At 52.3% G+C, this 12,918-nt stretch carries 11 protein-coding genes and 1 tRNA gene; 6 read left to right on the top strand and 6 right to left on the bottom strand.

The window, feature by feature from the left end:
* Positions 1-25 precede the first annotated feature (25 nt).
* From H6868_05835 to H6868_05825, 3 genes are read left to right on the top strand one after another with little or no spacing between them, the layout of a single operon-like run.
* The gene (locus tag H6868_05835; protein MCB9988841.1) at positions 26-1,375 is read left to right on the top strand and encodes a glutamate--tRNA ligase; all 1,350 of its coding nucleotides are present in this window, start codon (positions 26-28) and stop codon (positions 1,373-1,375) included.
* Positions 1,376-2,908, top strand: coding sequence for a pyridoxal-phosphate dependent enzyme (locus tag H6868_05830; GenBank protein ID MCB9988840.1), 1,533 nt, complete (start codon positions 1,376-1,378; stop codon positions 2,906-2,908).
* Between the two features lie 5 nt (positions 2,909-2,913).
* Positions 2,914-3,678 carry an RNA methyltransferase gene (locus tag H6868_05825; GenBank protein ID MCB9988839.1) on the top strand — a complete coding sequence of 255 codons (765 nt, stop codon included), beginning with the start codon at positions 2,914-2,916 and terminating at the stop codon, positions 3,676-3,678.
* A 58-nt stretch (positions 3,679-3,736) separates the two neighbouring features.
* On the opposite strand, the gene rpsD is transcribed toward H6868_05825, so the two are convergent.
* Positions 3,737-4,357 (bottom strand): 30S ribosomal protein S4, encoded by a 621-nt coding sequence (gene rpsD / locus H6868_05820; protein ID MCB9988838.1) that lies wholly within the window; start codon positions 4,355-4,357, stop codon positions 3,737-3,739.
* 255 nt (positions 4,358-4,612) lie between these two features.
* On the opposite strand from rpsD, the gene H6868_05815 reads away from it, so the two are divergent.
* Positions 4,613-5,698: a hypothetical protein gene (locus tag H6868_05815; protein ID MCB9988837.1), complete on the top strand. Its 1,086-nt coding sequence runs from the start codon at positions 4,613-4,615 to the stop codon at positions 5,696-5,698.
* Between the two features lie 93 nt (positions 5,699-5,791).
* Here H6868_05815 and H6868_05810 read toward each other — a convergent pair.
* The 4 genes from H6868_05810 to H6868_05795 all read right to left on the bottom strand — a co-directional run bounded on the left by H6868_05810 (position 5,792) and on the right by H6868_05795 (position 11,171).
* Positions 5,792-5,868, bottom strand: a tRNA-Ile gene (locus H6868_05810).
* Positions 5,869-5,952: 84 nt separating this feature from the next.
* Positions 5,953-7,221 carry a hypothetical protein gene (locus H6868_05805; protein ID MCB9988836.1) on the bottom strand — a complete coding sequence of 423 codons (1,269 nt, stop codon included), beginning with the start codon at positions 7,219-7,221 and terminating at the stop codon, positions 5,953-5,955.
* An 89-nt stretch (positions 7,222-7,310) separates the two neighbouring features.
* A complete protein-coding gene (gene rpoD / locus H6868_05800) occupies positions 7,311-9,248 on the bottom strand; it encodes an RNA polymerase sigma factor RpoD (GenBank protein MCB9988835.1) in 1,938 nt (645 codons plus the stop codon).
* Positions 9,249-9,335: 87 nt separating this feature from the next.
* A complete protein-coding gene (locus H6868_05795) occupies positions 9,336-11,171 on the bottom strand; it encodes a DNA primase (protein ID MCB9988834.1) in 1,836 nt (611 codons plus the stop codon).
* Positions 11,172-11,362: 191 nt separating this feature from the next.
* Between H6868_05795 and H6868_05790 the strand changes: the two genes are divergently transcribed.
* Positions 11,363-11,815, top strand: coding sequence for a peptidoglycan-binding protein (locus tag H6868_05790; GenBank protein MCB9988833.1), 453 nt, complete (start codon positions 11,363-11,365; stop codon positions 11,813-11,815).
* 37 nt (positions 11,816-11,852) lie between these two features.
* Positions 11,853-12,350, top strand: coding sequence for a hypothetical protein (locus tag H6868_05785; protein ID MCB9988832.1), 498 nt, complete (start codon positions 11,853-11,855; stop codon positions 12,348-12,350).
* Positions 12,351-12,412: 62 nt separating this feature from the next.
* Here the strand turns inward: H6868_05785 and H6868_05780 are convergent, their stop codons facing one another.
* Entirely contained in the window at positions 12,413-12,877 is a 465-nt protein-coding gene (locus H6868_05780; GenBank protein ID MCB9988831.1) for a GatB/YqeY domain-containing protein, read from the bottom strand.
* Positions 12,878-12,918: the final 41 nt, after the last annotated feature.

Here is a 12,918-nt window from a genome sequence, read left to right as displayed (position 1 = left end):
AATGCTTATCAAAGGAATAAGAATAATGAGTGTAAAAGTTCGTTTTGCCCCCTCACCCACTGGCTACCTGCATGTTGGTAACGTGCGCACAGCGTTGATTACGTGGCTGTTCTGCCAGAGCCAGAACGGGCATTTTTTGCTGCGGATTGACGATACGGACCTTGAGCGCTCAAAAGCCGAATACGAAACAGCGATCGAAGATGCCCTGGTATGGCTGGGCTGTGTCTGGGATGAAAAAGCACGCCAGCGCGACCGTACGGCGCGTTATGCCGAGCTGATTGAAAAGCTGAAAGCCGATGGACGCTTGTATCCCTGCTATGAAACGCCGGAAGAACTGGCCCTGAAGCGCAAAAGCCAGCTTTCCCGTGGTTTGCCGCCGATCTATGACCGGGGGGCACTGGAATTATCCGCCGAGCAGCGCGCGGCCTACGAAGCCGAAGGCCGTAAGGCGCACTGGCGTTTCAAGCTGGAGCACACACCGATCATCTGGCAGGACATGGTGCGCGGCGAGGTTAAATTCCACGGGGCCGACCTGTCCGATCCGGTCCTGATCCGTGAAGACGGCAGCCCGCTCTATCACCTTTGTTCGGTCATCGACGACATTGATTACAACATGACCCACATTGTGCGCGGTGAAGACCACGTATCCAACACGGCGGCGCACATTCAGATGTTTGAGGCGCTCGGCGCACCGGTCCCGCTGTTTGCGCACCTGCCGCTGCTATCCGACTCCGAAGGCGGAAAGTTGTCCAAGCGTATGGGATCGCTCAGCGTTCATGAACTGCGCGACAATGAAGGGCTGGAACCTATGGCAATTTTTAGTCTGATGGCCCGTCTGGGCTCTTCCGATCCGATTGAGCCGTTCACAGACCTCCAGCCCCTGATCGACAGCTTTGATTTCGCCAAATTCGGGCGCGGCACCCCGAAATTCGACGTCGAGGAGCTGATGCGTCTCAACGCCAAAATCCTGCACAGCACGGCTTTTGACGATGTTAACGTGCGGCTGGCCAACATGGGTTTTCCGGAGCTTGATGAGCATTTCTGGGAGTCTGTTCGTCCGAACCTGTCGCGGCTGGACGATATCAAGGAATGGGCCCGTGTAGCGCACGGTCCAGTCGATCCGGTTATCGAAGAGCCTGAGTTTATCGCGCAGGCACTCGATTTGCTACCACCGGCGCCGTGGGATGAAAACACATGGATGACATGGGCAAACGCCGTGAAAGAAGCCACAGGCCGTAAGGGCAAGCAACTGTTCATGCCGTTGCGTCAAGCCCTGACCGGTATGGATCACGGCCCGGAATTGGCTGTTCTTTTGCCACTGATCGGCCCGGAAAAAGCTGCGAACCGCCTCGGGAAAGGCAAGAAAGCGGCATAGATGACCGATGCGTTGAAAGACAGGCTGATCCACGAAATCCTGCAGGCGCGGGAGCGGGTCTATCATGTCGGACAGAAAACACCGCTGGAGCCGATGCGTCTGAACGGCGAAGATTTTTCCCTGTTTATCAAGCGCGAAGATCTCTCGCCCATTAACGCCTATAAATGGCGCGGCGCTTATAACTGCATGAAAATTCTGGTCGATGCCGGGGAAAAAGGCCCGTTTGTTGCCGCCAGCGCCGGAAATCATGCGCAGGGCGTAGCGCTCGCCGCCGCGCGGCTGGGCATTCAAGCCAAAATCTTTATGCCACTATCCACCCCGCGCATGAAACAGATGTCGGTTGAACGGCTGGGCGGGGATCATGTCGAGATTATTCTTGAAGGTGATGATTACAACGTTGCCGGGGCCGCGGCCAAGCAATACGCCAAAGACAAGAACCTGACCTATATCCATCCGTTTGATGATATCCGCACGATCGCCGGGCAAGCCACGATTGCCGATGAAATTGTCCTGTCCGGCGATGGGCCGTTTGATTATGCCTTTATCCAGATCGGCGGCGGCGGCATGGCGGCCGGCGTATCGCTATGGCTAAAGCAGCATTACCCCAACATAAAGATCATCGGGGTCGAGGAAAACGATCAGGCCTGTATGAAAGCCGCGATCGAAGCCGGTGAACCTGTGACGCTTGAGAAAGTCGACACTTTTTGCGACGGGACAGCCGTCACCCGTGCGGGCGACACCTGCTTTACCCTGTGCCGTGAATTTATTGACGGCTATATCACCGTCTCCAACGAAGAGGTTTGCGCCGCGATCCAGACATTCTGGGAAAGCAAACGCGTGATCCCGGAAGCTTCCGGCGCTTTGGGGCTGGCGGGCCTTATGAAATACGCCGATCAATACCCGGCAGAGCTGAAAGGCAAGAAGGTTCTGGCAATCGTATCGGGCGCCAATGCCGATTTCGGGAAAATCCCCCTGTTCGTCGCCAGTTCGGCGGTCGGGGCCAACCGGAAACGGTTTTACCGCTTTCACATCAATGAGCAAGGCGGTAGCCTGCTCGGCATTCTCGATAGTATCTTTGCCGATGTCAGTGTTCATGAATTCCAGTACGGGAAATGCAGCGAACATGACGCCTATCCGGTTATCGCTTTTGAAGCCGCCCCGGACAAGCTGGATGAGCTCCATGACGGGATGATGAAGCATCATGCCGCCTTCGAAGATGTGACAGGGGAGCCGGACATTCGCTACCGCATTATCAATTACAATCCGGCTTTATTCAAAGACCCTCTGGTGATGCATATCCACTTCCCCGAGCGGCGCGGGGCTTTGCGTGATCTCTTGCGCAAGATCTCCGGCGTGGCGAATATCTGCTATTTCAATTACCAGTACACCGGCGAGTCCATCGGGCGTGCGCTGATGGCTTTTGAATTTGAAAGCCCGGAGAAAAAAGCACAGTTTCTTGATGTCCTGAAAACCACCGTTGTGACCGCCCGCCCGGTCGAAGATGCCACGGCGCAGCGGATGCTGGCGGCTTAGCACCAATGAGCGGCACCGATCAATCTCAATCCCTGTCCGTTGATGAGAACGCCCCCGTCGTGATCCTTGTCGATCCGCAGATGGGTGAGAATATCGGCGCGGCGGCACGGGCGATGCTGAATTGCGGGTTAACCGAATTGCGTCTCGTGCGGCCTCGTGATGGCTGGCCGAATGAGAAGGCGCAGGCGATGTCGTCGGGCGCTCTCGATAAAATGCCGCCGGTGAAGATTTACGAGACAACAGCGGACGCCGTAGCCGATTGCCACTATGTCTACGCCACCACAGCGCGGCTGAGGGAAATGGCCAAGCCGGTGATAACAGCGCGGGAAGCCGCTGCAGACGGGAGAGCGCGGGCCGCTCAGAGTCAAAAGATCGGGTTGCTGTTCGGGGCGGAACGCACGGGCCTGACCAATGACGATGTGGCGCTGGCGCATGCGGTGGTAACGATCCCGCTGAACCCGGCTTTTTCCTCCCTCAATCTGGGACAAGCGGTGTTGCTGCTGGCCTATGAATGGTCGCAGGCCCATTACGAACCCGCAGAAAACGAGCATATCCCTGCCCCGCATGAGCATCTGAACGAGCTGTTTGAACGGCTGGAAAGCGAGCTGGAGGCCCATCATTTCTTTCGCACCGCCGGTCAAAAACCGATCATGATCCGTAATTTGCGGACGGCCCTGGGGCGCGCCGAGATGAGTGAGCAGGAAATCCGCACCTTTCACGGGATTATCAGCGCCCTGATCGGCAAAAAAGCCGCGACCGGGAAGACATAAAAAAAGCCGCTTGAAAGCGGCTTTCTTCATATGTCGGCTCATCGACAAATTCTTATGATTACCGTGAGTAAAACTCGACGATCAGGTGCGGTTCCATTTGTGCGGCATAGGGAACTTCTTCCACTTGCGGCGCGCGCAGGAATGTCGCTTTGAATGCTTTGTGGTCCACGTCGATATATTCCGGAACATCGCGCTCCGGGCTTTCGATCGCCTGAATAACCAGCGGCATCGTCCGGCCTTTTTCACGAACTTCGATCACGTCGCCTTCTTTGACCTGATAGGAGGGAATGTTCACAACCTGACCATTTACGGTCACATGTTTGTGGTTAACAAACTGGCGGGCGGAAAAAACGGTCGGCACGAACTTGGCGCGGTATACAACCGCATCCAGACGGCGCTCCAGCAAACCGATCAGGTTTTGCGCCGTGTTCCCGCGCAGGCGGGCGGCTTCCTGATAGTAGCGGCGGAAACGTTTTTCACCGATGTTGCCGTAGTAGCCTTTCAAAAGCTGCTTGGCCATCAGCTGCACACCATAGTCGGACAGCTTGCCACGACGTACGCCATGCATACCGGGACGGGTCTGACGGGAGTTAAACGGGGATTTCGGACGGCCCCAGGCGTTGCAGCCATGGCGGCGGTCGAGTTTATATTTAGCGGTAGGACGCTTTTTCTCACTCATTTTTCAAGTCCTTTCATAGACATTATATTTAAATTTATGTCCCGATTTCCCTTCCGGGATTGGCAAAAAACCAACACAGACCAAGCCTGTTTCTCAGGAATATGAGGATTTATAGGGATTTTTTGATCTTTGTCAAAGAAAAACAAGCCTGTGCCTTGAATATTTTCTTCGGACACGGTTTTTGTTTTTATATTATGTTAATAATATTCGGTTACAGTGGGGGCGACTTTGTAAACATAAGGATTTTGAAGACATATGATATTTAACCCCAAAGTAGAGATCAAACACTTTGCAGATAGTGATAAAAAAACCGCGCCACCAAACCCTTTCGAAGCGGGCGAAGAGAAAACATTTTGGTCCCGGCTTAAAGGGAATTTATCAGAAACAATGAGCGCCGCTGGAAGTGCTGGCTTGCTTCCCATCGCAGGGCTAGTTCTCTCTGGGGCAGCCGCCCTTGTTGCCGGGCCAGCGGCTTTTGTCACGATTGCCGCCCTCTCCGCAACAGCCGCTGTCACTGTGGGCGTCGTCGGTTCGGCTGTATCCGTTGCCAGTGCTGCCGCAGGTGAAATGCTCGAAAAAGATATCCAGAGCCCCCGAAATATCGAGAAGGTTAGGAAACAGATAGGCCTTCCTTTTTCGATCGACGCCCTAAAAGTCGGATCTATTGAATTCAAGCAAGATCATAACGCCCCCCTTGGGAATAAAGGAATTGCAAAATTCTACGACTTAGATGGAAATCCTATAGGAGAGGTTAACCTGTACAAAGACCCGAATGAAAAGCCGAACCGGGTTGGCCCGAGGTGGGCCGGTGCGCAATGGGCTTATGCTATGGACAATCTCGACACGACAGAATTCAGAAAGCAATTTTTATATGCCAGCGATGTCAAAAAATACCCGTATCGAAATAATAACCATGTGGACGGCATACTCATAAATAAATCCCTCATCACGCGGACGGATACACTTTATAACCCGGAACAAAACACAGAAGTTGGAGGCATAATTGCATCCCAAAACGGTTCTTTTGCCTATGAAAGGATTAATAGCCGCCGTTTTTCAAAAAATGTTGTACAAAAACTTGATAACGTCCCCAACCGGACCATAGAAACCTCTGAATTTTCGGTTGTTGGGCACATTGAAAAACAGGCCGCTGATGCAGCCTTTTCGGTAAACGCCTCTCCAGATTTTCGTAGGTCGGCAAGCGTAGGGCCTAAAGATATAAAAACAGGTACGAGCCATACATTTGATAACGCCGTTAAGAATTCACAAGCTCAGGAAACGTCTGAAAGAGAACAAGGAATTCAAATTCGTCCAGATATCCGCCCAACTGCGTTTTCATAACACCATTCGCTCCGCGAATGAGTCTTTAAGATTCCGCCGGTTCACTTCACCGCGCTGGCCGATGGTTTCAGGAGATAAGCAACGTAAGAATGATGGTGGGCCAGGCCGGACTTGAACCAGCGACCAATCCGTTATGAGCGGACCGCTCTAACCAACTGAGCTACTGGCCCCACCACGCTGCCAGGCAGCACCGCTATCAATTATCAAACTTTTACGCGGGAAGCCACCTAAAATTCGGTTTTCCGGGCGTTCTTTTACGAATTAACCAGCCGGGCAAGCCTGCGGGCATGAAGGACTGCCCCCATGGTTCTTTCGTCATCCCGGATCATGTAAACGGGGCGCCCTTCTTTGACAGCCCGCATTTCCACGACGTTCCCCGGAATTGCCGACACGGTATAAAACGCATTGTTCAGCGTTTTCTGAAATCTTTGGCTTTGAAGGCTCCGCAACTGAACCGGTCCGCCTTCGATCTGGGTTTTTGACAGCAGATCGATCCCGCCATGCGGGTCATTGCACATCATAACGCGGTGCGGCGCTTTGCTTTTGAAACGCGAATTCACGTTAATATAGGATGCGCTGGCATTTTCGCTTGCCAGTAACGCCGTGGCGGCCATTTCAAACATCTGCCAAAACTCAGATTTTCCAGCATACATATCATAGAATTTGATCTGTGTTACATCATCGACGCTCATCGGTATACAATGTGATTTTTCACGCAAAAAATCTCTGACCTGCGCTTTCGGCCGGGGGGGCAAAAAGACGATTTCCGTTTCCGGATCCAGTCTTTTTGCATCTTTCATGACCCATATCTCGTCATCCGGAATATCCCAATCCGATATACGCGTATGCAAAAGCAAGCTGTCCGGAACTGTGACAAGTTTTGATGCACTCAGTTCCTGTATTTCATCCTGATATTGCGGTGACATCATCAATGCCTTGGGCATAATTTCACGACCGTTCACATGGGCCATGTAAACCGGCTTGCCATAGTTATGGAGCTGGTTCAGAAAATTACTCTTTCCAGCGTCATGCACACCCTTGTTTGTTACATAAGGAAATTCGAGCTGGCTTGTCGCACGCAATACATCATAGCCTCCGGCTTCCAGCTCAACCCACGGCCAGACCGGGATTTCCAGCTTTTCACCCAGATCATGGACAATAGCAGGCGGAAGCATAACCTGGAACTCCTCCCATTTTCTCTCTACACAGTCTTTGTCCATGTAGACAAAGCCTTTGGTTGCCTGTTCGCTAACCGTTACGGTGTAGGCGCCCTTTAACGTATTAACATCCTGATTGAAAAACGATCTGACGTTAATCTGATTAAGATTGGTTCCCCCGTTGGCAATCGCCAGCCCCGTTATATAGGGCACAGCAATGCCGGTCGCCCTCCTGTTGTTGAAGTTTACGACGGCAATACGATTTTGGCGAATGATCGTCCGGGCCTCGCCTGTTTCCTCACGGCGCAGATCATCGTATGGAACGATATCGACGCCTTTAATTTGAGAAAGATGTTCCCTGTCCATAAACACATCCGTTTTTATTATTAAAAATAAAGACGGGATATTAGGGGAAACACTTCCCCTAACGCAAGCTTTTCATAAAACAAGGGTAGTTATGTATCCAGGAAGCTGCGCAGTTTGCGGGAGCGGCTGGGGTGCTTCAGTTTACGGAGCGCTTTGGCTTCGATCTGGCGGATCCGTTCGCGGGTCACGTTGAATTGCTGGCCGACTTCCTCGAGCGTGTGATCGGTGTTCATGCCGATCCCGAAACGCATCCGCAGGACACGTTCTTCCCGCGGGGTCAGGGATGCCAGTACGCGGGTTGTGGTTTCGCGCAGGTTCGAATGGATCGCGCTTTCAACCGGCAGGATCGCGTTTTTATCTTCGATGAAATCGCCGAGCGATGAGTCTTCCTCATCCCCGATCGGGGTTTCGAGGGAGACAGGTTCCTTGGCGATTTTCAGGACTTTGCGGACCTTATCCAGCGGCATGTGCAGGCGCGCAGCCAGCTCTTCCGGGGTCGGTTCGCGGCCGATTTCGTGCATCATCTGGCGGGAGGTCCGCACCAGTTTGTTGATGGTTTCGATCATGTGGACCGGGATCCGGATCGTGCGGGCCTGATCGGCGATCGAGCGGGTAATCGCCTGCCGGATCCACCATGTCGCGTAAGTCGAGAATTTATAACCGCGGCGATATTCGAATTTATCGACGGCTTTCATCAGGCCGATATTGCCTTCCTGGATCAGGTCGAGGAATTGCAGGCCGCGGTTGGTATATTTCTTGGCAATGGAAATCACCAGACGCAGGTTGGCTTCGACCATTTCCTTTTTGGCGCGGGCGGCTTCTTTTTCGCCTTTTTGCACCGTGGACACGATCCGGCGGAATTCTTTCATAGGCAACGCGGCTTCTTCGGAAACGGCGGCAATCTGGTCGCGGATATCCTTGATTTCATCACTGTATTTGTCGGCGAATTTTTCCCATTTCTTGGACTTTTTCTTCACCTTGGTCAGCCAGCGCGGGTCAAGTTCGGAACCGAAATATTCTTCCATGAACTCTTCGCGTTTCACGCCGCAATCAATCGCAAGACGCATCAGCTTGCCTTCGAGGCTCACCAGCTCGCGGTTGATTTTATACAGACGCTCGATCAACTGATCGATCCTGGCGTTATTGAGCTGCACCGCGTTCATCAGACCGATCATCTCGGTTTTGACGTCTTCGTATTTCTTGTTGGCGGCGGCAGCCGGCTCTTTCCCTTTTGCAAGCGCTTCGAGGCGGGGGGCCTGCGCTTTTTGCATCTTCTTGTAGCATTTCTGGATTTTGGCAAAATTGTCGAAAACCTGCGGGATCAGCTCTTCTTCCATAGCGGACAGGGAAATGCTGTTTTCCTCATCATCGCCGCTATCGCCTTCTTTGCCTTCTGTTTCCTCGCCTTCGCCCTCTTCTTCGTCATCGTCGAGGTCTTCGCTTTCATCGCCTTCGCTGTATGTCGCATCAAGGTCGATAACTTCACGCAGGAGGATATCGCCATCCTGCAGCGCTTTGTACCATGCGATCAGGGATTCGATCGCGAGCGGGCTTTCGCAGATTCCGCCGATCATCATTTCCTTGCCGGCTTCAATCCGCTTGGCAATCGCAATCTCGCCTTCGCGGGAGAGCAGTTCAACAGAGCCCATTTCGCGCAGATACATGCGGACAGGATCGTCGGTACGACCTGTATCGTCGGCGGAAATATTCCCGCCGGATTCGTAATCGTTGTCGTTATCGTTTTTGGAATTTTTTTCACCGTCCGAATCGTCAGTGGCATCGTCGCTTTCGACGAGCTGCACGCCGACATCGGTGATCATCGCCATCGCATCTTCGATCTGTTCGGAAGAAAATTCTTCGGCAGGCAGCGCTTCATTGATCTCGTCATACGTGACAAAACCCCGCTCCTTCCCCAGCTTTACCAGCTTTTTTACCGTAACTTCCAGCGAATCCTTTTTCTTTGATTCCGCCGTATCCGTTTCCTTGTCACTCACAGCCGCATTTCCAATATTGCTTGTCGATCCCATTAATTCCTATCCGAATCATCATCCCGAGTTAGTGATTAGAACGCATTTTCAAATAAAATCAAATACCTGATTTTATGACCGCCGGTTTTATCCATCCGCCGATCCGCGCGCCCGATAGAGCGCCAGTAATCGTTCCTCGTTTTCCGGTGTCATGTCACGCGCCAGATCCTGCCCCGCGTTCCGGCAGGCTTTGTTGTGACCGTTATTCTCCAGCTCTCTTAAAAAATCACCGACGCCTTCCACAACTTTTTCAGGGGCCGTTCCCGGCCGGGCAAAGCCGACATGAACATAGAGAGCGTTCGTCAAAAAAGCGGCCAGGTCGGTTTCATACCCCTGCGCAATCAGATGGCTATGAAGCCCTTCCCTGTCAAGCGCCGGATATTCGCCGAGGAGGTTTAATACAGCCTGCCGCAACAAATCAAGTCTTTTATCCGGAATCGCCGCCATACCGAGGATCTCCTCGACGCTTTCAAAGACATCCGGATGGTTTATCAACGTCGCCAGAAGGATCGTTTGCGGCAACAATGACTTCTTCTCCACCGGGCGCGGCACCTTTAGGAACGCCCCCGGATCAGGCCTTTCGTTCCGCCCTTTTTTATTCGGAACGTTCCGGGACGGGCCAAAGACTTTGTACAGACGATCGCGGATCGTCTGGCGGTAATATTGCTGGACGCTGCGGTCGGCGATGCGGGCGATTTCATCGTTCAAGATTTTTTCCAGACCGGCGCGCGCCTCCGGCGTTTCAAAACGGCGGCCTTCCGTATAACGGCTCCATAGAAAATCGGCGAGCGGCAATGCCCCATCCAAAACGCCCTGAAACGCCTTACGGCCTTGTGATTTAATCAGGCTGTCCGGGTCTTGCCCCTCCGGCAAGAAGGCGATCATGACGCTGTGATCGGGCTGCAAAAGCGGCAAGATACGCTCACAAGCCCGCTCGGCCGCCCGGCGGCCGGCATTATCACCATCAAAGCACAGCACCGGGATTTTCGGCGTTTCCGGGATCATTTTCCACAATGATAATATCTGGTCTTCGGTCAGCGCCGTCCCCAGCGGCGCCACAGCGCCCTTAAACCCGGCGGCGCTACACGCCATTACATCCAGATAGCCTTCCGTGACGATGACGGGCTGGCCGTCAATAGCCGCCTGGCGGGCCTGCGCTTCGTTATAGAGCATCCGTCCCTTGTGAAAGAGCGGCGTATCGGACGAGTTGATGTATTTCGGCGGTTTGAAATCCCCGCGTTCGGGCGGGCGCAGATGTTCCGGCAGTATCCGTCCTCCGAAAGCCACCACCCGACCACGGCGATCAGTGACCGGGAACATGATCCGGTCACGGAAGAACGCATACGGGTCGGTTCCCCGGTTCGAGGGACGGCACACCCCGGCCTCGATCATCTGGGCATCGGTGTAACCTTGCTGCTTCAGGTAATTACGAAGCGCCTGCCCGTCGGCGGGCGCGTAGCCGATCCGGAACGCCGCCAGCATTTCATCGGTCACGCCGCGTTCATGCATGTATTCCAGACCAACGCGCCCTTCCCCGCTGCGCAGGATTTGCTCAAAAAACCGGGCAGTTTCATCGGTCAGGCTGTGAAGGTCTTTTTGCTCTCTGGCCTTTTTGATGTCCTGCGGCGATTGTTTGGGAACTTCCATCCCGGCAATAGCGGCAAGCTGTTCCACAGCATCAATGAAGGACACATTGTCGTGCTGCATAACAAAGCCGATCGCGTCCCCGTGCGCGCCACAGCCAAAGCAGTGGTAGAACTGTTTGTCATCATTAACGGTAAAGGACGGGCTTTTTTCATTATGGAACGGGCAGCACCCGGAAAACTCACGCCCGGCACGGCGCAGCTTGACGCGCTTGCCGATAATATCGGACAGCGTCAGGCGGTTGCGCAGTTCATCCATAAACCGTGGCGTGATGGTCATATTATGTGTCTAGCAAAACTGTGCCGCAATTGCACGTGGAGATTAACGCTATGATTTACAACTTGACTTTAAATATTTAATAGGATATTATTCCTATAAATTATGATTTTAATATTCCAGAAAATATAACCACATCCATTGGGGATGGTCTCAATTCTAACCCTCAAGATGTTGTAACCACACGTCGAAAAATGAAACGCTTAGGCTATTATGATGGTGATACAGAATTAAGGTACATAGATCGCCCGCTTGATAGTTCTATTCGCCAATTTCAACAAAATAACAAGCTCCTAATTGATGGGGTAATAACGCCACGCGGAGAAACAGAAACGGCAATGAATATAGCTCTAAAAAAAGTCAGCGATAATCAGGCTCCGTCTCAAATGCCTGCTTTACCACGAGGCACTATGGAAAAGGAAGAGCTGCCTCCACCCAACATTCCCGGAACCAACATCCCGGACCAAGGAATTGCGGAAGGGGCTAAACCGCGACCACGCATTCCCGGCATTGACACCGATACATACAGGTACAAGATGGACCCTGATGTTTGGAAAAAACCGCCATCAATGGATAAAGATATTATGTTACCTTTTGATCCAAACTATCCTGTCATCCCTTCCGGTCGCCGCAAAAGAAATATATAATCCGGCCTCTTTTCTATTTTTTGTTACAGTGGAACATATGAAGCCCATTTTTTACATATTTATTATCGTTGTTTTGTTGCTTGCGATCTTGCCTGCTCACGCAGCCCCCTACAAAATAACAGCTCAGCAAAACGACCCCGACGGTATAAAACATAGCGTTATTTGCGACAGCGATGATAAAATTTGTGGCCTGACAATTCCTCTGGTTTCTTCAAATTCAGAAAAGCAGGAACCATCCGACGCTCTGGAAATCGGGATATTATTCTCTGATAACGACGATGTTTATTTAAAATTCAAGCATCATGGTGAATTTTTATTCTACACGGCTGAGCCAGCGTCCTATGATAACAGCCGCCTTCACATCTCTATAAACGGCGATGAGATGCACGAAAATGGTTTTGTCATTCGTAAAAATATACAGCTATATATTCCTCATACCTTATCCCGAACAGACCCGGAGACCTCTCTCGTTTTAAGGCAAGGGCAAGGCCATGTTGCGGCAATTAATGTCGCGATCAGGCCTATTAAGCCATAAGCGTTCTGGATTGCTTCGGTTACTTTGTTCCCTCGCAATGACGTTTCTTGCAATAACAGGTGTCACCCCGCCAGTTTTTGCTTCACGACACCGCCGGCGCGGCCCATATCGAGTTGTCCGGCGTAGCGGGTTTTGAGTTCGGCCATGACCTTGCCCATATCCTTGATCCCGGCGGCGCCGGTTTCGGTGATAATGGTCGCGATGGCTTCCTGCATTTCATCCTCGCTTAGGGCTTTGGGCATAAAGCGCTGGATTACCTCGATTTCAGCTTCCTCGCGGTCAGCCAGATCATCGCGGCTGGCATCGCGGTAGGTTTTAGAGCTTTCCTGACGCTGTTTAATCATGGTTTGCAGCATGGAGAGAATTTCATTGTCGGAAATACCCTCCGAAGCGCTGCCCTGACCGCGCGCGGCGATGTCACGGTCCTTCATTGCGGCGATCATCAAACGGATCGTCGCCATGGCAATTTGGTCCTTACTTTTAAGGGCGTCTTTCAATGCGCTGTTGAATTCTTCTCTTTTTCCCACTTTTTTACTTCCCTTTCACGCCCAAAGGCTTTAAGAAATTT

Source organism: Rhodospirillales bacterium, assembly GCA_020638175.1.
In the GTDB taxonomy this organism is placed as follows: Bacteria; Pseudomonadota; Alphaproteobacteria; order Micavibrionales; family Micavibrionaceae; genus JACKJA01.
This window is presented reverse-complemented; position numbering and strand designations above follow the sequence as displayed.